The sequence below is a fragment of the Actinoplanes sp. NPDC049668 genome, assembly GCF_044465445.1.
Lineage (GTDB): Bacteria > Actinomycetota > Actinomycetes > Mycobacteriales > Micromonosporaceae > Actinoplanes.
In genome coordinates this window covers 144,992-165,676 of sequence record NZ_JBITLR010000005.1, presented here as the reverse complement: position 1 = coordinate 165,676, position 20,685 = coordinate 144,992, and the positions used below count along the sequence as shown (strand labels likewise).

At 71.6% G+C, this 20,685-nt stretch carries 17 protein-coding genes; 5 read left to right on the top strand and 12 right to left on the bottom strand.

The window, feature by feature from the left end:
- Positions 1–7 precede the first annotated feature (7 nt).
- Complete coding sequence (locus ACIBSW_RS21965; RefSeq protein WP_354730597.1) at positions 8–1,930, bottom strand: glycoside hydrolase family 15 protein; 1,923 nt, start codon at positions 1,928–1,930, stop codon at positions 8–10.
- Between the two features lie 78 nt (positions 1,931–2,008).
- Here ACIBSW_RS21965 and ACIBSW_RS21960 point away from each other — a divergent pair, with 78 nt between their 5' ends.
- Positions 2,009–3,172 carry an epoxide hydrolase family protein gene (locus tag ACIBSW_RS21960; protein WP_354730599.1) on the top strand — a complete coding sequence of 388 codons (1,164 nt, stop codon included), beginning with the start codon at positions 2,009–2,011 and terminating at the stop codon, positions 3,170–3,172.
- A gap of 6 nt (positions 3,173–3,178) precedes the next feature.
- On the opposite strand, the gene ACIBSW_RS21955 is transcribed toward ACIBSW_RS21960, so the two are convergent.
- The 3 genes from ACIBSW_RS21955 to ACIBSW_RS21945 all read right to left on the bottom strand — a co-directional run bounded on the left by ACIBSW_RS21955 (position 3,179) and on the right by ACIBSW_RS21945 (position 7,378).
- A complete protein-coding gene (locus ACIBSW_RS21955; protein WP_354730600.1) occupies positions 3,179–5,482 on the bottom strand; it encodes a S8 family serine peptidase in 2,304 nt (767 codons plus the stop codon).
- A 107-nt stretch (positions 5,483–5,589) separates the two neighbouring features.
- On the bottom strand, positions 5,590–6,186 hold the full coding sequence (gene thpR, locus ACIBSW_RS21950) for an RNA 2',3'-cyclic phosphodiesterase (protein ID WP_354730602.1): 597 nt from the start codon (positions 6,184–6,186) through the stop codon (positions 5,590–5,592).
- 55 nt (positions 6,187–6,241) lie between these two features.
- Positions 6,242–7,378, bottom strand: a complete 1,137-nt coding sequence (locus tag ACIBSW_RS21945) for an FAD-dependent monooxygenase (protein ID WP_404799420.1) — start codon at positions 7,376–7,378, stop codon at positions 6,242–6,244.
- A gap of 242 nt (positions 7,379–7,620) precedes the next feature.
- Between ACIBSW_RS21945 and ACIBSW_RS21940 the strand changes: the two genes are divergently transcribed.
- Positions 7,621–8,181: a hypothetical protein gene (locus ACIBSW_RS21940; protein WP_354727291.1), complete on the top strand. Its 561-nt coding sequence runs from the start codon at positions 7,621–7,623 to the stop codon at positions 8,179–8,181.
- Between the two features lie 40 nt (positions 8,182–8,221).
- Positions 8,222–8,860: a hypothetical protein gene (locus ACIBSW_RS21935; RefSeq protein ID WP_354727290.1), complete on the top strand. Its 639-nt coding sequence runs from the start codon at positions 8,222–8,224 to the stop codon at positions 8,858–8,860.
- A gap of 234 nt (positions 8,861–9,094) precedes the next feature.
- On the opposite strand, the gene ACIBSW_RS21930 is transcribed toward ACIBSW_RS21935, so the two are convergent.
- The gene (locus ACIBSW_RS21930; RefSeq protein WP_354727288.1) at positions 9,095–9,535 is read right to left on the bottom strand and encodes a hypothetical protein; all 441 of its coding nucleotides are present in this window, start codon (positions 9,533–9,535) and stop codon (positions 9,095–9,097) included.
- 1 nt (position 9,536) lies between these two features.
- The gene (locus tag ACIBSW_RS21925; protein ID WP_354727286.1) at positions 9,537–11,933 is read right to left on the bottom strand and encodes a hypothetical protein; all 2,397 of its coding nucleotides are present in this window, start codon (positions 11,931–11,933) and stop codon (positions 9,537–9,539) included.
- Between the two features lie 542 nt (positions 11,934–12,475).
- Here ACIBSW_RS21925 and ACIBSW_RS21920 point away from each other — a divergent pair.
- Positions 12,476–12,922, top strand: coding sequence for an RpiB/LacA/LacB family sugar-phosphate isomerase (locus tag ACIBSW_RS21920; RefSeq protein ID WP_354727284.1), 447 nt, complete (start codon positions 12,476–12,478; stop codon positions 12,920–12,922).
- Here ACIBSW_RS21920 and ACIBSW_RS21915 read toward each other — a convergent pair.
- The 6 genes from ACIBSW_RS21915 to ACIBSW_RS21890 are packed head-to-tail and all read right to left on the bottom strand — an operon-like array spanning position 12,903 to position 18,543.
- The gene (locus ACIBSW_RS21915) at positions 12,903–13,667 is read right to left on the bottom strand and encodes a methyltransferase domain-containing protein (RefSeq protein WP_354727282.1); all 765 of its coding nucleotides are present in this window, start codon (positions 13,665–13,667) and stop codon (positions 12,903–12,905) included. The two genes, ACIBSW_RS21920 and ACIBSW_RS21915, sit on opposite strands and share 20 nt — an antisense overlap.
- Entirely contained in the window at positions 13,664–14,305 is a 642-nt protein-coding gene (locus ACIBSW_RS21910; protein WP_354727280.1) for an alpha/beta hydrolase, read from the bottom strand. Before ACIBSW_RS21910 ends, ACIBSW_RS21915 begins: the two co-directional genes overlap by 4 nt.
- 17 nt (positions 14,306–14,322) lie before the next feature.
- A complete protein-coding gene (locus ACIBSW_RS21905; RefSeq protein ID WP_239087354.1) occupies positions 14,323–15,336 on the bottom strand; it encodes a LacI family DNA-binding transcriptional regulator in 1,014 nt (337 codons plus the stop codon).
- A gap of 52 nt (positions 15,337–15,388) precedes the next feature.
- The gene (locus ACIBSW_RS21900) at positions 15,389–16,288 is read right to left on the bottom strand and encodes a carbohydrate ABC transporter permease (protein ID WP_354727278.1); all 900 of its coding nucleotides are present in this window, start codon (positions 16,286–16,288) and stop codon (positions 15,389–15,391) included.
- Positions 16,285–17,220, bottom strand: coding sequence for a sugar ABC transporter permease (locus tag ACIBSW_RS21895; protein WP_354727276.1), 936 nt, complete (start codon positions 17,218–17,220; stop codon positions 16,285–16,287). Before ACIBSW_RS21895 ends, ACIBSW_RS21900 begins: the two co-directional genes overlap by 4 nt.
- Before the next feature lie 12 nt (positions 17,221–17,232).
- A complete protein-coding gene (locus ACIBSW_RS21890) occupies positions 17,233–18,543 on the bottom strand; it encodes an extracellular solute-binding protein (protein WP_354727274.1) in 1,311 nt (436 codons plus the stop codon).
- A 161-nt stretch (positions 18,544–18,704) separates the two neighbouring features.
- On the opposite strand from ACIBSW_RS21890, the gene ACIBSW_RS21885 reads away from it, so the two are divergent.
- Positions 18,705–20,684, top strand: a complete 1,980-nt coding sequence (locus tag ACIBSW_RS21885; protein ID WP_354727272.1) for a beta-galactosidase — start codon at positions 18,705–18,707, stop codon at positions 20,682–20,684.
- Position 20,685: the final 1 nt, after the last annotated feature.

Genomic DNA, 20,685 nt, shown 5'->3' with positions numbered 1-20,685 from the left:
GGCTTAGCTACTGCTCGCCGCGCGGCTCCAGGGCGGGCGGCACGGCTCCCGGCGCGTTCGCCGGGCTGAAGCGGCCCGGCTCCCCGCTCTGCTCGGCCCGGATGACGTGCATGACCGCGTTGATCAGGGCCAGGTGGGTGAACGCCTGCGGGAAGTTGCCCAGGTGCCGCCCGCTGTTCGTGTCGATCTCCTCGGCGTAGAGCTCCAGCGGGCTCGCGTACGCGAGCAGGCGCTCGCAGAGCTTGCGGGCCTGGTCCACCTCGCCGATCTCGACCAGGGCGGAGACCAGCCAGAACGAACAGATCGTGAACGTGCCCTCCGCGCCGGTGAGCCCGTCGTCGGTCTCCTCGACCCGGTAGCGCAGTACCAGCCCGTCCACGGTCAGCTCGTCCGCGATCGCGTGCACGGTGGCCCGGATCCGGGCGTCGTCGGCGGGCAGGAACCGCATGAGCGGAAGCAGCAGCAGGGAGGCGTCCAGGACGGTCGAGCCGTACCGCTGTACGAAGACGCCGCGGTCGTCGACCCCGGCGGCGCACACCTCGGCGTGGATCTGGTCGGCCAGGGCCTGCCACTTCTCCGCGTACTCGGGCTCGTCGTACAGGCGGGCGAGGCGGGCGCCGCGGTCGAGCGCGACCCAGCACATCACCTTGCTGGAGACGAAGTGCCGCGGCTCGCCGCGGACCTCCCAGATGCCGCGGTCGGGCTCCTCCCAGTGCTCGGCGGCCTGCTCGACCTGGCATTTGAGCACCGGCCACAGCGATTCGGGCAGCTGCTCGCGGGACCGGGCGTGCAGGTACACCGAGTCCAGCACGGCGCCCCAGACATCGTGCTGCTTCTGCTGGTACGCCGCGTTGCCGATCCGGACCGGGAAGGCGCCCTCGTACCCGGACAGGTGCGGCAGCGTCTCCTCCTCGATCTCCCGCTCGCCGCCGACCCGGTACATGACCTGCAGCTCGTGGCCGTCGCGGCAGGCGTCGTGGATGAAGTAGAAGAAGTCGTTGGCCTCCCGGTCGAAGCCCAGCGTGTACAGCCCCCACAGGGCGAACGTCGAGTCGCGCACCCACGCGTACCGGTAGTCCCAGTTACGTTCGCCGCCCGGGGTCTCCGGCAGTCCCATGGTGGCGGCGGCCAGCAGCGCTCCGGTCGGCGCGTACGTGAGGCCCTTGAGGGTCAGGGCGCTGCGCTGCAGGTAGCTGCGCCACGGGTGGTCGGGGAAGTCGCCGAGGGTGATCCACTGCCGCCAGTACTCGGAGGTGCGCCCCATCCGATCGAGCGCGTCGTCCAGGGTGAGCGGCGGCGGCAGCGCGGACCAGCCGAGCGCCACGAAACGGGTCTCGCCCTCGACCATCCGGGTCCGCGCGTTCAGGCCGCGCCCCTCGATGCCGGGCCGCAGGTCCGTGGTGAGGCGCAGGGTGACCTCGCCGTCCGGGCACTCCGCGACGACGTGCCCGTATCCGGGTCCCTCGTAACGCCAGGCCGGCTCCCGCCGGCCGTAGTCGAACACCGGCTCGCAGGTCATCGACAGGTCCACCGTCCCGCTCACGCAGCGCACCGTACGCAGCAGGCAGTGCTCCGCGTCGAAGTCCGTCGGCGAACGGCGATGGGTCCGGGAGCGTTCGGTGAGGTTGTGCCACGGCCCCATGCACAGCGCGTCCCGCACGATCAGCCACCCGGTCCGGGTCTGCCAGGTCGTCTCCAGCATCAGGCTGCCCGGCAGGTACCGCCGGGCGGCGGGCACCATCTCGTCGTACGGGCCGAGGCGGAACGCGCCCGCGCCGCGGTCCAGCATCGTGGTGAACACGCTCGGCGAATCCGGCCGGGGCAGGCACATCCACTCGACGGCGCCGTTCGGCGCCACCAGGCAGGTGACCTCGCAGTCGGACAGGAACGCGTAGTCGGCGATCGGCGGGAACGAGCTGCGCCTGTCCATACCTGCGATCGTCACCCGCCGGCGGCTACCGGCGGTGCCGGTACGCGAGACGAGAGATGAATTCCCGCCGGATTGGGCATGACAGCGGGGGTGTCCGCTCCCCTGCGTCTCGACCTGCAGCCGTATCGAGTGCATGTGCCCGACTCCGACCTGGCCGAGCTGCGCGCCCGGCTGGCCTCCACCCGCTGGCCCGAGCCGGCGCCCGCCCCCGGATGGGCGCAGGGCGTTCCGCTGGAGGTGGTGCGGGACCTGTGCCGCCACTGGGCCGCGGGCTACGACTGGCGGGCCGCGGAGGCGCGGCTCAACGCGGTGCCGCAGTACCTCGTCACCCTCAACGGTCTGCGGATTCACGTCCTGCACGCCCGGTCCGCGCACCCGGGTGCGCTGCCGCTGGTGCTCACGCACGGCTGGCCCGGCTCGGTGCTCGAGCTGGTCGGCCTGGTCGGTCCGCTGACCGATCCGGTACGCCACGGCGGGGCGCCAGGTGACGCCTTCGACGTGGTGATCCCCGCCCTGCCCGGGTACGGCTTCAGCGCCAAACCGGCAGGCAGCGGCTGGGGCGTCGAACGGATCGCCGACGCGTGGGCGGCTCTGATGGCCGGCCTGGGCTACTCCCGGTACGGCGCCGCCGGCACCGACTGGGGTACCAGCGTCTCCAGCGCCCTCGCGGCCCGGCACCCCGGGCAGGTGGCCGGCGTACACCTGGTTCCGCCGCTGGCCGGACCGGCCGGGGACGACGAGCTCACCGACCCGGAGCGCCGGGCCCTGTCCGAACTGCGGAAACGCGGCCGGCACGGTTCGGCGTACGGCGAGATCCACCGCACCGCGCCGCAGACCATCGGCTACGCCCTGGTGGACTCCCCCGCCGGCCTCTGCGCCTGGATGGGCGAGAAGCTGCTCACCTGGGCCGGCCCGCCCGGCCTCTCCCGGGACCAGATCCTGGACCAGGTGAGCCTGTACTGGCTGACCGGCACCGCGGCCTCGTCGGCCCGCCTGTACGCGGAGAGCATCGAGCGCGTCTCGGCGTGGATCAGCGGCGCGGACGCCGAGCCGGTCCACGTGCCCGCGGGCGCGTCGATCTTCCCGGCCGAGGTGCCGAGGCCGTCCCGGCGCTGGGCCGAGCGCCGGTACCCGGACATCCGGTACTGGGCCGAGCACGGGCGCGGCGGCCACTTCCCGGCCCTGGAGGTTCCCGACCTGCTGGTGGGCGACCTGCGGGCCTTCTTCCGGCGGGTACGGTGACCGCCGTCAGCCGGCCGCCGGCGGGTACCACCAGGAGAAGCCGGGCGGGTCGGGCAGGACCGTCAGGGTCAGCGCGCGGGTGCTGCTCTGCCCGAGCAGGTCGGTGAACCGTACCGTGAAAGCGTGGCTGCCGGCCGCGCCGGGCGTGCCGCTGATCAGCCCGGCCGCGGTCAGGTTCAGCCCGGCCGGAAGCTGACCCCCGATGATCGACCAGGTGCCGGGACGCTGGTCCGCGACGGTCAACTGGGCGCTGTAGGCGACGGCCTCGGTGCCGTCCGGAAGGCCGGCCGCGGCGATCACGGGCGGGTCGGTGCCGACCGTCAGGGTCACGGAGCGGGTGCCGGTCTGCCCGAATCCATCGGTGAACCGCAGCGAGAGGGCCGCGGTGACACCCACGGTGGGCACGCCGCTGATCACCCCCGCGGGGTCCAGCGTCAGCCCGGCGGGCAGGGCACCCTCGATCGACCACGTCCCGGTTCGCTGGTCGGCGATGGCCAGCTCGGCGCGGTAGTACTCGCCCAGCATCGCGGACGGAAGCGCGGCGGTGACGATCTCCGGGAGGTCCGCCCGTACCGTCAGGGTCAGCGCCTGGTCGGCGCGCTGCCCGACCAGGTCCGTGAACCGGACCGTGAGCACGCGCGGGCCCGCAGCGGTCGGCGTACCGGTGAGCAGCCCGTCCGCCGACAGGTGCAGCCCGTCGGGAAGGCCGCCGGCGGCGAGCTGCCAGCTGCCGGGCCGGGCGGTCCGCAGGGTGAGCTGCGCCGAGTACGGCTCGCCGACCACCGCGGTCGGGATCGACCGGGTGGCGATCACCGGCGGGTTCGGCCGTACCGTCAGGCTCAGCACCTGCTTGACCTGCTGCGGGACGTAGTCGGTGAACCGGACGGTGAACCGCCGCGTGCCCGCCGCGCCGGCGACGCCGGAGAGGTGCCCGCCGGCCGACAGGCGCAGCCCGCCGGGAAGGCTGCCGCTGGCGAGCTGCCAGCGGCCGGTCCGGCCGCTCAGCAACTTGAGCTGCGCCGAGTACTGCTCGCCGGCGAGCGCGGCCGGCAGCGACCGGGTGGCGATCTTCGAGGGTGGTTGCGGGGCCGGTACGAACAACAGCCGGTTCGGTGATCCGGACCGGCGGGTGACCTTGCCGGTCGTGGCCCGCTTGACCAGCGCCGACCGGACCTCGGCCGGCCGGTACGCCGGATGCCCGGCCAGGATCAGCGCGGCCGCGCCCGCCACGTGGGGTGACGCCATCGAGGTGCCGTCGAGGGTCGCGGTCGCCGTGTCGCTGCGGTAGTACGCGGACTTGACGCCGACCCCCGGCGCGAAGATGTCGACGATCGAACCGTAGTTGGAGAACGACGCCCGGCGGTCCCGCCGGTCCGTCGCGGCGACCGTGATGGCGGCGGCCACGCCGGCCGGGCTCCCGTAGTAGGCGTTGGCGTTCTCGTTGCCCGCGGCGACGACGTAGGTGATCCCGCTGGCGATGGAGTCCTCCACCGCCTGGTCGACCGCCGCGCTGTAGTCGCCGCCGAGACTCATGTTCGCCACCGCCGGGCGGATCGCGTTCGCGGTCACCCAGTTGACGCCGTCGACGACGTCGCTGTTGTAGCCGCTGCCCTTGCAGTCGAGCACCCGGACGGCCACCAGGCGCACGCTCTTCGCGACGCCGTACTTGCGCCCGCCGAGCGATCCGGCGACGTGGGTGCCGTGGCCGTTGCAGTCGCGGGCCGAGGAGTCGCCGTCGACGAAGTCGTAGCCGAAGCTCGCCCGCCCGCCGAACTCCTTGTGCGAGATCCGGATCCCGGTGTCGATCACGTACGCGTGCACGCCCGCGGCGGAGCTCGACGGGGTGAACGTCCCCGACAGGCTTCGCGACCGCCCGTCGACCCGGTCGAGCGACCACGGCGCCGAGCGCTGCGTGCCCGAGACCCTGACCTTCCGGTCCTGCTCGACGACCGCGACCGCCGGGTCGGCGGCGAGACGCCGGGCCTCGGTGACCGACAGCGAGGCGGTGAAGCCCGGCACCCCGCTGCCGAACACCCGGTCGATGCGGTCACCGACCAGCGACCTCGCCGTCGCGCCGACGGCCTGCGCCGTGGCGCGGTCCTGGCGCAGCAGGACGATGAAGCGGCCGGGCACCGCCGAGGCCGCCCCGAGACCGTGCACGAATCCCTCGGCCGGCGGCTCGGCCACCCGCGCCGACCGCGGGGCAGGCGTGGCCGCGAGCGCGGGGACGCCGACCCCCGCCGCGGCGACCACCGTCAGCCCGACGACGAGCCGCCGGCCGTGCCTGCTGATGCGGTCACCGAGGAACATCAACAACGCATCCCCTGCCTGGTCGACGGACGGCCGCCAGCCGGCGCCGTCCGCCCTTACGGTCGTCACCCGCGACCGGAGGCGAAGCGTTGATGATGTCTTCTTCGTCACACGGCGGCGGTTCCGCCCAGCTGCCAGGTGCCGAGACGCTCGTACGTGGGCGCCGGCCCGAGCCGGCTGCGGACCAGGACCATGGTCTCGACGGGCCAGACCGGCCCCCGGTACGCGGCCAGGTCGGCACGGTCCGCCTCCACCGCCGCGGCGTCGAGGCGATCACCGGGGCGGGCAACGGTCAGGTGCGGCTTGAACCGCCGGTCGTCGTGCGGCAGCCGATCATGCCGGAGCTCCCGGCGCACCCGCCGCGACAGCGACGTCAGCGCCTCCCGGTCGCCGTCGACCCCCACCCACAGCACGGTGAACCGGCCGCGCCCGAACCGGCCCCCACCGGCCAGCCGCAGCCGCGGCGCGCCGGACCCGGCGGCACGCCAGCCGTCGGCGGCCCGCTGGAGGGCGCCGGGCACCTTCCCGGCGCGCTCGTCGTCGACCTCGCCCAGGAACGCCAGCGTGAGGTGCCAGGTCTCCCGCCGCGCCATCCGGGTGTTGACGCCGCCGCCCGCGGCCACGCTCACCCGCAGCCGCTCCAGCTGCCGCGCCAGGTCGTCGCACGCCTCGACCGGCGGATACGCGGCAACGAACAACCTCATGGGCCGACCCTATTGACCGCTGCGGCACCGCAGGACCGGATCGGGCCCGACGGCGTCAGGTCTGTGCCGGAGGGTGCCAGTCGGCGTAGCGGGCCATGGAGCGCAACGCCATCCGTGGCGGCGTCAGACGCATCACGGTGTTGCGGGCGGCCACCGCGATCGGGTTCTCGAGTTGCTGGCCGAAGCGGCCCATCATCCGCGACGCCTTCGCCACCTGTTGGCTGCGGGGGCGGCGCTGGGCGTCGTAGGCGGCGAGCCCGTCCGGCCGGCCGGCGACGGCGGCCAGTACGACGGCGTCCTCCAGGGCCTGGTTGGCGCCCTGGCCGAGGTTCGGCGTCATCGCGTGCGCGGCGTCGCCCAGGAGCGCGACGCGACCGAGGACGTACGTCGGCAGCGGCTCGTCGAGGCACGCCAGGTCGTCGCCCAGCACGGTGCCGGTGGCCGCGACGAGGGCGGGGATCGGCTCGTGCCAGCCGCCGAACCTGGCCTGCACCTGGGCCTTCTCGTCCCCGGCCGGCCCACCGGGTGCGGCGTTCACGGCGCCGAACCAGTAGACGCGGCCGTCCACCAGCGGCACGATGCCGAACTCGGCGCCCCGGTCCCAGGTGAACGCGACGGCGAGGTCGCCGTCCCAGGGCGGCGTCACCCCGCGCCAGGCCCGCACGCCGACGTGCACGGGTGCGGCGGCGGCCGGCCACATCAGCCGGCGCACCGTGCTGTGGATGCCGTCCGCGCCGACCACGAGGTCGGCGGCGATCCGGGCCGGTCCGGCCGGGCCTTCGTAGTCGACCAGGCCGTCCGCGGTGACGGCGGTGACCTGCGCGCCGGTCACCACCGTTGCTTCCGGCAGCGCGCCGAGCAGGATCTCGTGCAGGGTGGCGCGGTGGATGCCGATCGCGGACGTCTTGAGCAACCGTTCCAGGTCGCCGGCCGCGATGCGGGCCAGCCACCGGCCGTCCGGCCGGCGGGTGCCGGCGGACGCGTCGGCGCGGCCCCGCATCCGTACGGCCTCGCCGAGGCCGAGGGCGTCGAGGCAGCGCAGGCCGTTCGCCTGCAGCACCAGGCCCGCGCCGACCGGCCGGAAGGCGGCCACCCGTTCGAGCACCGTCACGTCCCAGCCCGCGCGGCGCAGGCCGATCGCGGCGCTCAGCCCGCCGATGCCGGCCCCGACCACCACTGCCGTCCGCGCCATCCCCGCTCCTTCCACAGAAGTAGAAGATCATCCTTCCGTACCCGCCCGGCCTCGACCGGGCCGGCCCTGCGGGCGGACCGGCTACCTGCCCGCGTCCCGACACCCGATCGGGCGACGGCCGGTATCACCCGACCGGGGACTCTCCGCACCCGAATCCAGGAGTCGGCCGTCCGGACCCGCCGGTTGCGCCAAGATCAAGGGCGTGAGCTGCGGAAACACCGACTGCTGAAGGAAGTAACCTGATGCGAACCTCCACTGTGACCTTTCGGCTCGCCTGCGCCGCGTCGGCGGCCGCGTGCGCCTTGGCCTTTGCCGTGCCGGCTCAGGCCGCGCCGGGGTACCGGTCGCTGACCGCCGCGCAGCTGAAGAACGTCGTCGGCGCGGTCGCGTTCCCGAGCAGCAGCAAGACGGAGGTGCTGGCCACCGGGCGCTCCGAGGAGCTGGGCGTGGAGAGCATCTGCGGCGCCGCGTTCCCCGCCGGAGGGGCCGGGTACCACCTCCTCGAGAACGCCGACGGCTCGGACCGGGCCGTGATCATCATCAACCAGACCGCGCGGGTGAGTCCGGCGGCGTACGCGAAGGCGGTCCGAACCGGTACCTGCAACGCGGGAGTCAGCCGGATCCGCCCGAAGGGTCTGCCGGCCGGCGCCGTCGCCGTCAACAGCCACGACAGCGGCATTCCGTTCGTCGCCGTGGTTCCGCGCGGCAGGGTCGTCCTCCTCGTCCGGGAGCGCGCCATCTCCGCCATGGTGCGGCAAGCCACCTCGGCCACGGCCGCCTACGACCGCCTCGCCCGTACCTGACGAATTCCTGGCGTAGGTCGGCCGTGTACCGTACCCGGCCATGGAGGGCAGGATCTGGTTTCCAGGTAACCCCTGGCCCGATGGCCACCGGATCGAGACATTCGACTGGACCGGCCGGCTCGACGATCTCGGTCGGCTCTTTTTCGACCTGACGTTACATTCGGCCGCCTACGACGAAGCCGGTGACGAGGACGAGGGACGAGACGACCAGCCGGATTGGGAGGCTCCGATCGTCTGGAACAACTACCCTCGGTGCACGATCTCGTCGGCCTTCTGGGACGACGCCACCGGGCTGCTCGCCGCGACACCCACGCGTCCTTTCCGGCTTGCCGGGCCAGAACCGCAGCGCCTGACGGCCGACCCGCTGCCGGTCGAGGATCTGGACGCCGATCCGGCCTTCCGCGTGTACCTCCTCGGGCATGACTCGGTGGCCGATCACACGCTCACCTTCACCGCCGACGGCACCGGGGGCCACCACATCGACTGGATTGGCCGGATAGCGCTGACCTACGCGGGCGACGAGACGTTCCGCCACGAGTTCCGCGCCGAGATCCGGGGAGCCCGGCTCGCGCGCGTCGCCCCGGCCGAAGGGATGACCGACGACGAGGCGACACTGCGGGTGTCGCACCTCCTGGGCCTGCCGGAACAGCTTGCGGCTCGGCTGCTGACGAACGCCTGAGGCTCACCGCCGCACACCACCCCGGAACGCTGCGACCGGGCCGCCCGCGGGGCCGCGAAAGGCGGCCACGGCGGACGTCCGCCGACCTTCGACAGGAAGGTCTACCGGCAACGCGTACCCGACCGTCAGCGCCGGACGGCGCAGGACGTCACGAACACCCGGAGGCGGATTGTTCGGACCCGGCATCGCTGCGGGAGAGCCGGGGTGGGCGACGAAGCTGCTTTGCGGAAGGGCTCACTTTTCCGTGACCGCGCTGAGCAGCTCCCGCTGGCGGGGCACGGTTGCGGGGGCCGGGTAGAGGTCCTCGTCGAGTGCGTCGACCGCCACCGTCCAGGCATCCAGATCCTCCAGGGACGGCAATGGATCTGGATCACGGCCGTGCAGGATCTCGCATATCGCTACGTACGCCTGCAGCGCGCCGGCGATGACGAGCATGCGCCGAATCTGGGCTTCATGGGACAGTCCAGGCTCACCGATGCTGAGATACAGCCGCCTCTCGATCATGGAAATGTCCGGCTTCGTGGCTATCACCGTGCTAGGTAGCCTGGCCGCAGCGCGCTCGATGCGGACGCGGAGCACCAGTGCCGCGAGCGCGGCCTTCTCAGCCCGGCTGCCGGGCCATCCTCGACAGGCGGCTTGAAGGTCCGCCACGTGTACGTCCGGGTACGTCGCCATCTCAGCTCCCGATCCCTTGAACGGCATTGATGATCCTCCGGGTCTGACGCACCCAGAGCTTTGGATCTCCATCGGGCGCACGGCCATGGGCGGCGCCGTTCAGCGCGTGAATGGTCGGCGTGAAGGCGTTGAGGGCGATGGCTTGCAGGCCTGCGCGTCGGGCGTATCTGTTGAGGAGCTCCAACTGATCAAGGGTCTTCTTCGCCCCTCGGAGGTCGGCAATGACCGTGGCTTCGGGTGAGCCAACCCGCCGGCCGAGCAGTTCGATCTGTGCGACGACCTCGGTGTCAACGGCTTGTCGGCACATGGCCAGGGTCATCGAGATGACGGCAGACGGGGTTCCGATGGGCGAGCCCTTCTCGGCGCCGAGTACCCGCTGGAGCTCGTCCAGCCGTTGGATTCCAGGGCTGGCAACGTTTCGCACCCGCACCTGCGGCTGGCCGTCGCCATGCCGGTCCATCTGGATGTGCGTCGGCATGGCCCCCAGACCGCGGAGCTCGCGCCAGAGGCGGTCGTCGTGGGTGAACACGACGACCTGGAAGCGCTCGGCGAGGGTCATCAGGTGCTGAGCCAGGTACCGCACCCGGCCTTTGTCGAACGCGTGGATCGGATCGTCGAGGATGAGGAATCCAAAAGGGCTTCCCGGCTGCGTCGCCCGGGGCAGGTAGGTGGCCAGAGAGAGCGCGTTGCGCTGCCCCGTGCTCAGAACCGCGGAGCTGTTCTTGCCGGTTGGCAGCGCCACGTCGCCGTCGGCGAGGTTCAGCGCCACGCTACGACGCAGCTTCGTACCACCGGTCAGTGCGATGCCAGTCAGCTTGAGGTCCGCGTCGGGGTTGAGGATCGACCACAACTCCATCACCTCGTTTCCGATTGGCGCGAAGATGTCCTCTCGCGCGGTTCGGATCCACCCGTCGACCCTGCGGTCCAATCGATCAGCCACGGCGAGCCGGTCTACGGCTGGCCGTTCCCGGGCATAGATGTCCATCCAAGCCCCGATGTGCACCCGGACGGCTGCCTTCGCGGCGATGACGTCGTCGCGGCGGGCGAGGAGCGCCTCGCGGATATTCGTGTACCAGGCGGCCAGGTCGACGCTCTCCTCGAGTGCCTCGATCAACGACGTCACGGTCGTGATGGTGCTCATGTCGGTGGCTACGCGGACGAGCCGGTCCCACTGTTTGATACGCAATTCGGTGGTCGGGTCATCCATCCGGGCAAGCGTCCGGCGCAGGGAGTCCGTGAGCGCAGCCGGGAAGCATCCGCCCAGATCTCGCAGAGCAGCAGTCACGGCATGATTCGCCGCCCGCAGGTCCCGGGTTGCCGTTCTCAGCCGATCGGCCTCCTCGGTAGCTCGACGCGTCCAATCGTGCCCGACCGCTTGGCAGACCGGGCACACGTCCCGTTCGCGGAGGTGGTCGAGCCGCGCGTCTCCTGGGACAAGCGCCTTCTGGAGCAGGCCGAGGAGGGCGGCCGCACCTGCCGCGTCGGAGCGGGCTGCGGCGTCCAGCCGGTCGAGGGCGTTGATGGCCCGCTCGCGGCGCCTGTCATCCATCGCCCAGACATCGGGGAGTCCGAGCGGCGGTGGTGCCGTCGATGGCAGGGTCGCGGCCAACGCCTGGATGCGAGCGTCGGCCTCCTTGTCGGGAAACGCGCCGCAGTCCCGCATCGTCGCGGCCAGTTCCTGGTGGCCGGCCTTGATTACGCCACTGAGCGCGCTCGCGTGAGCGGCCTCCACCGCGCGCCGGGCCGCAGAACCCTTCTCTCGATCGGTCTTGAGGATGGCCTGCAGCTCTTCAAGCGCGGTCAGTTCCAGCGCATCTTTCAGAAACGCATGCAGGTTGCTCGGATCCTGAATGACCTGAGACATTTCCGGATACAGAAGCACAGGCATGTATCGCCCAAACGCGTCCGTCCAGTCGGCGGGCGGCAAACTGAGGATGCCGTTTGCATCTCGCCATTGGACCTTCTCGTCCCTTCCGCAGACGATCTCGATGTCGCGGCGCCCATTGCTCAACGTGACGACGATGTCGCGGTACGGATAGTGGACATTCTCCGCCAGCACCTGATACGAGCGCTTCGTTCCACCACTGAGGGCGTGCCGGGCGCCATCCGCGATGCTCGTCTTTCCGGTACCATTGCGAGCGCTCACGATCGTGAGACCAGTGGTCGGCTTGAGGGGCAAATCAACGGCCTCCGCCCCAACACCGATGTGGCCACGCACATGCATATTTCTGACGAACCAGGGCCCGTCGGCGGTGGTTACGCTTGTGGCCGAGATCGGGTTCTTCGCCCGAACCAATTCCAGGAGCAGGTCCCGCATACCCGGCTCAAGGCCCGACGCGGCGGCGGCGATATCCGCCCAGGTGAGCAGGACGCGTTGCGGTGCTTGTTCGGCGACCACGGAGATCTCCTTCAGTCGACTGGCCGTGGACAGTCGCCGCGTTTGCCTCGTACCAAACAACGAAATGGAATGGGCCACGATCAGCCCAGCAGCGAGCCGCAAAACATACCCCGCCCGCCGATCGCATACCAAGCGGATTCAGCGGCGAATTGGCCAAACGTCGCGTACTGGTGTTCTAAATACCAGGTCAACGAATCAATGTGAAAAGAAAACACATTGGAAAGGTGTTGCGGGCTGGAACGATATGTGGGCGCCGACTGCACCGTCAGCAATGGCCCTCTCGACTAGGTCGACCGTGACCACCCGCGTCTGGTGGGTGTCGGCACCGAGTCGGCCGCTACCGGGCCGGTATAGCGTGGGCGGCTCGAGCGACTCGCCATCGCGAGCCACGCTCTGCGGGTGCGTTAAGCGGCACGTCTCTAGGCGGCAGCCGAAGGACGCGCAGCTCTGGCAGGTGCTCCGCAACGGGCGAGTGGCGGCAATGAAGGGTTTCACATGCTGGATGTAAACCTGGTGTCAGAGGCGCGGCATAGGCTGCGGGCATGCGGGTAGCTTTCGCCAGCGACGACGAGAACGAGACGACGCGGGCGGTGGTCGAGGCCCTGGCCGGCGACGGGCACGAGGTCGTCCGGCCGGAACCGGGGCAGAGCTGGCCCGATCTCGGGCGGTTCGTCGGGCGGGCCGTCGTCGACGGCCGGGCCGACTACGGCGTGGTGATGTGCTGGACCGGCACCGGGACGGCGATCGCGGCCAACAAGGTGCCCGGCGTGCGGGCGGCGCTGGCCTGGGACCCGTGGATCGCCCGGGGCGCGCGGCTCTGGAACGACGCGAACGTCCTCGCCATGAGCCTCAAGCGGCTCGCGCCGGACGTGGCGGTCGAGGTGCTGCGGGCGTTCCTGGACACCCCGGAGCCGGACCCGGACGAGGCGAAGAACATCGCCGCGATCGAGCGGCCGGCCGGAGGGACCGCTACGGCCGGCGAGCGGTGACGAGCCAGGCGCGGGAGTCGAACCGGACGCCCTCCTCGCTCAGGTTCGCCGCGAGCGTCCGGCGTAGCCGCTCCTCCGCGCGCCCCGCCGCGGCGGGTTCCAGCCGGTCGAGGAGCTCGCTGGTGCAGGTGAAACCGCGGACCCAGTCGAAGGCGGCGGCCACGTCCGGGCCGAAGTAGATCGGTTCCTGTACGTCGGTGTGGGCGACCTCGGCGAACCCCGCGGCCTCGAGGGTCCTCCGCACGGCCGGCGGGTCGGCGAGCGAGAACGGGTCGGGTCCCGAGCCGGGACCGGTCGCGCCGAGGGACCCGCGGACGGCGGCGTCCCACTCGTTGCGCTCGCGGGCCTGCCAGACCAGCATCACCAGGCGTCCGGCCGGGCGCAGCGCCCGCCCGACGTTGGCGAACGCGGCGGCCGGATCGTCGAAGAACATCGTGCCGAACCTGCTGATCGCCACGTCGAAGCGGGCCGGCGCGAAGCGGTGGTGCTGCGCGTCGGCGTGCGCGAAGGCGATGTTGCCGATGCCCTGTGCCCGGGCCAGGGCGCGGGCGCGCTCGATCGCGGGCGCCGAGACGTCCACGCCGAGCGCGCTGCCCGCGTGGGCGGCGCGTGCGGCCTGCCGGGTCGTCTGTCCGGCGCCGCAGCCGAGGTCGAGGACGTGGTGGTGCGCCCGGACGCCGGCCGCGCGGCGCAGCACCTCGTTGTGCCGCCGCAGTTCGGCGTCGTAACCCTCGGCGGGGGTCATCCGGCGTACGCCAAGAGGCGGTCCGCCAGCTCGCGCGGGCGGCTCAGCGCGGGTGTGTGGCCACCGTCGATCTCATCGGGGGTGATGCCCAGGCGCTCCCGCGCGACGCGGCGCAGATAGCGGGCCGGGAACAGGCGGTCGTCGCGGCAGATCAGGACCCGGGTGGGTACGTCGGGCCAGGCGCGCAGCGGCGACGGCTCCCCCATCCGGGCCTCGGACTGGCCGCGCCCCCGGCGCAGGGCTTCGGTGGCCAGCTCCGGCGCAACGTCGTGATAGAAGATGTCGTCGCCGCCGGCCCGGGGCTCCTGGTCGTACCCGGTGGCGGCCCAGTAGGCGGCGGGCGACTCACCCGGCGCGGGAATCATGGGCGCGACCAGGACGAGCAGCTCCACCGGCACCCGGTCGCAGACCAGCGGGGCGGTGAAGCCGCCGAACGACTGCGCGACCACGATCAGACCGGTCCGGTCGCCGATCGCGTCGACCACGACGTCCGCGTATGCGAGGAGGCCCGCCGAGTCGTCCTCGCACGGAAGGTCCGGGGCGACGGTGTCGTGGCCGCGCGCACGCAGTTCGGCCTCGACGAGGTGCCAGTACCAGCCGACGTCGCCGGCGCCGTGGATCAGTACGAATGCGGCCACCAGGCCAGGCTAGGCGCTCAGGCGGAGTCGCGGACGATCAGCTCCGTCGGCAGGATGACCGCGGCGTGCTCGGCGCCGTCGATGTGTGCCAGCAGCAGCCGGACCATCTCCGCGCTCTGCCGGGCCCACGGCTGCCGGATCGTGGTCAGCAGCGGGGTGGTCGTGGTCGCGATCCGGTTGTCGTCGAAGCCGCCGACCGCGACGTCCTCGGGCACCCGCCGGCCCGCGCGCTGCAGCGCGGTGATCGCTCCCGCCGCCATCAGGTCGGAGCAGACGAAGACGGCGTCCAGGTCCGGGGCCTGGCTCAGCAGGCGGGTCATCGCCGCCTCGCCGGACGCCTGGGTGTAGTCGCCGGTGGCGACCAGGTACGGGTCGCCCGCGCCGACGATCTCCCGGTAGCCGGCCAGGCGGTCGACGCCGCCCGGCGTGTCCAGCGGGCCGGTGATGATGGCGATCCGGCGGCGGCCGGTGGAGCGCAGGTAGCCGGTCATCTGGCGGGCGCCGTCGCGGTCGTCGGAGGCGACGTAGGTGACGTCGCGTTCCTGGCCGAGCGGGCGGCCACAGACGACGAACGGCAGCCCGCGCTCCCGGAGCTCGGCGATCAGCGGGCTGCCGAGGTGGTTGGAGATCAGCAGCGCGCCGTCGACGTGGCCGGCGGTGACCCAGCGGCCGATCCGCTGGCGGTCCTCGGCGGTCGCCGCCACCGTCAGCAGCAGCGTGATGTCGTGCTCGGCCAGCACCTGGGTGCAGCCGCGCAGCAGGTTGTTGAAGTTCGGGTCCTCGAAGAGCTTGTCCTGCGGCTCGGAGAGGATGAAGGCGACCGAGCCGGAGCGCTGGGTGACCAGGCTGCGGGCGTGCTGGTTGACCACGTAGCCGGTCTTGCTGATCGCCCGTTCGACCGCCGCGAGCGACTGGCGGCTCACGTTGTGGCCGCCGTTGAGCACCCGGGAGACCGTGCCGCGGGAGACGCCGGCCATCGCGGCGACGTCGTCCATCGTCGGGCGGGAGCGGAGGCGGCTGGGCTCGGTCACTGTGACATTGTCCTGCCCAGCCACAATCCGCCGCAGTCGGGTGTCCGGATCATCAGCCCTTCACCGCGCCGGAGACCAGGTCGAGCCGCCAGAACCGCTGCAGGAGCAGGAACAGGGCGATCAGCGGCAGGATCGACACCAGCACGCCGATGATCACGACGCTGTACAGGGCCGGCACCGTCTGGCCCTGGTTGAGCAGGGTGAACAGGCCGACGGTGACCGGGAACCGGCCGTCGGAGGAGATCATCACGAACGGCAGCAGGAAGTTGTTCCAGATCGCCACGAACTGGAACAGGAACACCGTCACCAGGCCGGGCAGCATCATCGGCAGCGCGACCCGGCCGAAGATGCGCAGCTCGCCGGCGCCGTCGGTGCGGGCGGCCTCCAGCACCGTGTCGGGCACCGCCGCGGCCGCGTAGATCCGGGCCAGGTAGATGCCGAACGGGCTGATGATGCTCGGCAGCAGCACCGACCAGTAGGTGTCGGTGAGCCCGACCTTGGCCAGCAGCAGGTACTGCGGGATCGCCAGCGTCACGCCGGGCACCAGCACGCCGGCGAGCAGCACGTTGAAGATGGTGTCGCGGCCGGCGAACCGGAACTTGGCCAGGGTGTAGCCGGACAGCCCGGAGACCAGCGCCGAGAGGGCGCCGCCGACCCCGGCGTACAGCAGGCTGTTGGCCAGCCACCGCCAGTAGATGCCGCCGCCGTAGGTCGACAGGTCGGACAGGTTGTCGAGCAGGTCGCCGCCGGGCGCGAAGGTGAACGTGGTGAACAGCGAGGAGCCGCTCTTGGTGGAGGCCGCGACCACCCAGGCGACCGGGAGCAGGCAGTAGAACGCCCCGACGAGCAGGACCGCGGTGGGCAGCCAGGCGGTCCGCGCGCGCTCCCCCCGGCGCGGCGTCTCAGGATCGAGATCGGACCGCGCGGGTACGGACGAGGTCAGCGTCGTCATCGGTGCTCACCGCCGAAGGCCTGCCGCTGCACGAGGCACAGGAAGCCGAAGGAGATCACCAGGGTGACCCCGGCGATCACCACCGAGGTGGCGGCGGCGGCGTAGATGTCGTTCTGCGCGAACGCGTCGCTGTAGATCTTCATGAGCGGGGTCCAGGTGGACGAGATGGAGTTGGTCAGCGAGCGCACGGTCAGCGGCTCGGTGAACACCTGCAGGGTGGCGATGAGCGAGAAGACGGTCGTCATGATCAGCGACGGCAGCAGCAGCGGGATCTTGATCCGGACGGCCAGCTGGAACTGGGTGCAGCCGTCCAGCAGCGCCGACTCGTAGATCTCGCCCGGGATGGCCCGCAGCGAGGTGAACAGCACGATCATGTTGAAGCCGACGCCGCCCCAGACCGCGATGTTGACGATCGCGAAGATCACCGAGTTGCCCGTCAGCGGGTCGGGCGCCGGCAGGCCGAGCCACTCGGCGACGTTGGTGAAGGGGCTCACCGCGGGCAGGTACAGGAAGCCCCAGAGCATGCTGGCGATCAGGCCCGGCACCGCGTACGGGAGAAATATCGCCAGGCGCGAGAAGCGCGCCAGGCCGACCCGCGGGCGGTCCAGCAGCAGGGCGAAGAGCAGCGCGAGTCCCAGCATGATCGGCAGCAGGATGGCGCCGTAGGCGAGCACCCGGCCGGCGCTGCTCCAGAGCTCGGGGTCGGCCAGGGCGTCGCGGTAGTTCTCCAGCCCGGCGAAGATCTCCTTGCGGGAGTTACGGCCCAGGCCGAGGCCGCTGACCTTGACCTTGCGCAGGCTCAGGTAGATCGCGTACCCGATGGGCAGGATCACGAAGAGGGTGAAGAGCACGATGGCCGGCGCGAGGAAGAGGTACGGCACCCGGCGGGATGCCGCACCTCGCCGCGACCGGCCGGTGACGGCCGATGACATCAGCGGTTCCTCTCAGCTGGTGACCGTGAAGCCGTTCTTCTGCATGTCGGCGACCGTCGCCGACTGCATGGTGTCGACGGCGCCGGAGAACGGCGTCTTGCCGGTGATCGCCTTGCCGAACGCGTCCTTGTAGGTGTCGTAGGCGACGTTCACGTTCGGGCCCCAGACGAAGCCGACCGCGGTGTCCGCGATCGCCTTGGCCTCGGTGTAGAAGTCCTTCTGCTGCGCGAAGAAGGCCGGCGGCGCCTGCAGCAGCGGGCTGGCCTGCGCGTCGCGGGCGGCCGGGTAGATGGCGCTCTCCTTGATCAGCAGGTCGGTGGCGGCCGGGTCGGTGTTCATCCAGGTCGCGAACTTCACCGCGGCGGCCTTGTTCTTGCCGGCGGCGGTCACGCCGGTCGACGAGCCGCCCCAGCTGCCGGTCTTGTTCTCCCCGGCGGCCCACTGCGGCATCGGCGCCATCGCCCACTTGCCCTTGGTCGCGGGCGCGTTGCCCTCCAGTACGCCGGGCGCCCAGATCGCGCTCGGCCAGGCGATCAGCGTGCCGTCGTTGAGCGCCTTGTTCCAGGCCGGGGTGTACATCGGCTTGCCGTCGATCACGCCCTCGTTGACCAGCGCGCCCCAGTAGTCGGCGACCTTCTTGGTCGCGGCGTCGTTGACGCTGACCTTCCAGGCCTCGCCGTTGATGCCCCACCAGGCGGCGCCGGCCTGCTGCGCCAGGCCGGTGAACCAGCCCGGGTCGTTGGCCGAGAACGTGGTCAGGTACTTCTTCGGGTCCTTCTGCCGGACCGCACGGGCGGTCTGCGCGAACTCGTCCCAGGTCTTCGGCACGGTGAGGCCGAGCTTCTCGAAGAGGTCGGTGCGGTAGTAGAGCATCATCGGGCCGGAGTCCTGCGGGATCGCGTACACCGACTCGGTGCCGAGGGTGACCTGCTGCCAGACGCCCTCGGCGAACTTCGCCTTGGCCGGCTCGGCCTCCTTGGCGATGTCGGCGAGCACGTCGTTGCTGACCAGGGTCGGCAGCGCCTGGTACTCGACCTGGGCGAGGTCCGGCGGGTTGCCGGCCTTGGCCGAGGTCAGCAGCTTCGTGACGATGTCGCCGCCGCCGGCCTGCTTGCTGAGCGTCACGTGAATGTCCGGGTTCGCCGCGTTCCAGGCGTCGACGGTCTTGTCGATGTTCGGCGCCCACGACCAGAAGGAAAGCTCGACCTTGCCGCCGGGCTGCGCGAGCTGGTCCTCGTCACCGGTATCGCTGCTGGTGCAGGCGGCGCTCAGGCCGGCGGCCAGCACCACCGCGAGCAGCTTCGCGCCGAACTTGGCTCTCATCGTCGTACCTCTCTTCAGACTCATCCAGGTCGCTGTGAGCGCTCACAGCCTTGCCGCCAAGCTGCGGAGTGTCAAGAGCCGGTTAACTCGACAACTGCCAGGTAAATGATGTGCAATCATGCCGGTACGAAGTTGGGAGCGCTCACAGTTTGGAGCCGTACATGCCGCTCATCCCGCGGATGGACCGGATCGCCTACGGCGGGGACTACAACCCTGAGCAGTGGCCCGAGGGGGTCTGGCCGCAGGACGTCGCGCTGATGCGCGAGGCCGGCGTCAACCTGGTCAGCCTGGGGATCTTCGCCTGGGCGCTGCTCGAGCCCGCGCCCGGCGAGTACGAGTTCGGCTGGCTGGACCGCAGCATCGACCTGCTGCACGGCGCCGGGATCGCGGTCGACCTCGCCACGCCGACCGCCGCGCCGCCGCCCTGGTTCCTGCGCCGGCACCCGGACGCCGCGCCGATCACCCGCGAGGGCGTGCGGCTCGGCGGCGGCGCGCGCCAGTCGTTCTGCCCCAGCTCACCCGCGTACGCGGCGGCGTCGGCGGGCATCACCGAGCAGCTGGCCCGGCGCTACGCCGGCCACCCGGCCCTGGTGCTCTGGCACTCGCACAACGAGTATGGGGGCGCCAACGCCTACTGCTACTGCGAGACCTCGGGCGCGGCGTTCCGCAACTGGCTCCGCGACACCTACGGCGACCTCGGCAAGCTCAACGACGCCTGGGGCACCGCGTTCTGGAGCCAGCGCTACGGCGACTGGGACGAGATCGAGCCGCCGATCGTCGCGCCGACCACCGTCAACCCGGCGCAGGAGCTGGACTTCTTCCGCTTCTCCTCCGACGCGCACCTGGCCAACTTCCGCCGCGAGCGCGACATCCTGCACCGCCTCAGCCCCGGCGTGCCGGTGACCACCAACTTCATGCTGGCCAACTGCAAGAACATCGACTACTGGAAGTGGGGCCGCGAGGTCGACGTGGTCTCCAACGACCACTACCTGCAGGCCGAGCGGCCGGACAACCACATCGAGCTGGCCATGTGCGCCGACCTGACCCGCTCCGTCGCGCACGGCCGGGGCTGGCTGCTGATGGAACACTCCACCGGCCCGGTCAACTGGCAGCCCCGCAACCTCGCCAAGGCCCCGGGCGAGCTGCGCCGCAACAGCTTCCAGCACCTGGCCCACGGCGCCGACGCGATCATGTTCTTCCAGTGGCGCGCCTCGCGGTACGGCGCGGAGAAGTTCCACTCGGCGATGCTGCCGCACGGCGGCACCGCGACCCGGACCTGGCGCGACGTGGTGGCGCTCGGCGGGTCGCTCGGCGCGCTGGCCGAGCTGCGCGGCGGCCGGGTCACCGCCGACGTGGCCCTGCTGTGGGACTGGGAGTCCTGGTGGGCGCTCGAGCTGCCGTGGCGCCCGGCGGCGCTGCGGTTCCGGGACCGCCAGGAGGCGTTCTACGAGCAGCTCTGGCGCGCGCACCGCACCGTCGACTTCGCGCACCCCGAGGCGAACCTGGACGCCTACCCGCTGGTGGTCGCGCCGAGCAGCTACCTGCTCAGCCCGGCCGCGGCCGACAACCTGCGGCGGTACGTCGCCGGGGGCGGGACGCTGCTGGTCTCGTACTTCTCCGGGATCGTCGACGCGCACGACTCGGTGCACCCCGGCGGCCACCCCGGCGCGCTGGGCGACCTGCTCGGCCTCGTCGTCGAGGAGTTCGAGCCGTTGCGGGCCGCTGAGACCGTACGGCTGGACGACGGCCGGGTCGCGGACACCTGGACGGAGCGTCTCGAGCTGCGGGGCGCGACGGCGCTCGCGTCCTACGCGGACGGACCGGCCGCCGGCCGGCCGGCGATCACCCGGCACGGCCGGGCCTTCTACGTCTCCACCCGGCTGGACGCCGCGGGCACCGCGGCGCTGCTGGCGACCGTCGCCGAGGCGGCCGGGCTGCCCGCCGCGCCGGAGCTGCCCGAGCAGCTCGAGGTCGTCCGGCGCCGCACCGACGACGGCGGGTTCGTCATCGCCGTCAACCACGGAAAGACCGACGCCGTCCTGCCCGGACACGGCGTCGAGCTGCTGACCGGCGAGCGGGTGGCCGACGGCCTCCCGGTGCCCGCCGGGGAGGTCCGGGTCCTGAAGGAGAACCCCCGATAGG

Excerpts from the sequence above, each read along its gene's own strand:
- ACIBSW_RS21965 (WP_354730597.1), bottom strand. The coding sequence starts at position 1,930 with ATGGACAGGCGCAGCTCGTTCCCGCCGATCGCCGACTACGCGTTCCTG.
- ACIBSW_RS21960 (WP_354730599.1), top strand. The coding sequence starts at position 2,009 with ATGACAGCGGGGGTGTCCGCTCCCCTGCGTCTCGACCTGCAGCCGTAT.
- ACIBSW_RS21955 (WP_354730600.1), bottom strand. The coding sequence starts at position 5,482 with ATGTTCCTCGGTGACCGCATCAGCAGGCACGGCCGGCGGCTCGTCGTC.
- thpR (WP_354730602.1), bottom strand. The coding sequence starts at position 6,186 with ATGAGGTTGTTCGTTGCCGCGTATCCGCCGGTCGAGGCGTGCGACGAC.
- ACIBSW_RS21945 (WP_404799420.1), bottom strand. The coding sequence starts at position 7,378 with ATGGCGCGGACGGCAGTGGTGGTCGGGGCCGGCATCGGCGGGCTGAGC.
- ACIBSW_RS21940 (WP_354727291.1), top strand. The coding sequence starts at position 7,621 with ATGCGAACCTCCACTGTGACCTTTCGGCTCGCCTGCGCCGCGTCGGCG.
- ACIBSW_RS21935 (WP_354727290.1), top strand. The coding sequence starts at position 8,222 with ATGGAGGGCAGGATCTGGTTTCCAGGTAACCCCTGGCCCGATGGCCAC.
- ACIBSW_RS21930 (WP_354727288.1), bottom strand. The coding sequence starts at position 9,535 with ATGGCGACGTACCCGGACGTACACGTGGCGGACCTTCAAGCCGCCTGT.
- ACIBSW_RS21920 (WP_354727284.1), top strand. The coding sequence starts at position 12,476 with ATGCGGGTAGCTTTCGCCAGCGACGACGAGAACGAGACGACGCGGGCG.
- ACIBSW_RS21915 (WP_354727282.1), bottom strand. The coding sequence starts at position 13,667 with ATGACCCCCGCCGAGGGTTACGACGCCGAACTGCGGCGGCACAACGAG.
- ACIBSW_RS21900 (WP_354727278.1), bottom strand. The coding sequence starts at position 16,288 with ATGACGACGCTGACCTCGTCCGTACCCGCGCGGTCCGATCTCGATCCT.
- ACIBSW_RS21895 (WP_354727276.1), bottom strand. The coding sequence starts at position 17,220 with ATGTCATCGGCCGTCACCGGCCGGTCGCGGCGAGGTGCGGCATCCCGC.
- ACIBSW_RS21890 (WP_354727274.1), bottom strand. The coding sequence starts at position 18,543 with ATGAGAGCCAAGTTCGGCGCGAAGCTGCTCGCGGTGGTGCTGGCCGCC.
- ACIBSW_RS21885 (WP_354727272.1), top strand. The coding sequence starts at position 18,705 with ATGCCGCTCATCCCGCGGATGGACCGGATCGCCTACGGCGGGGACTAC.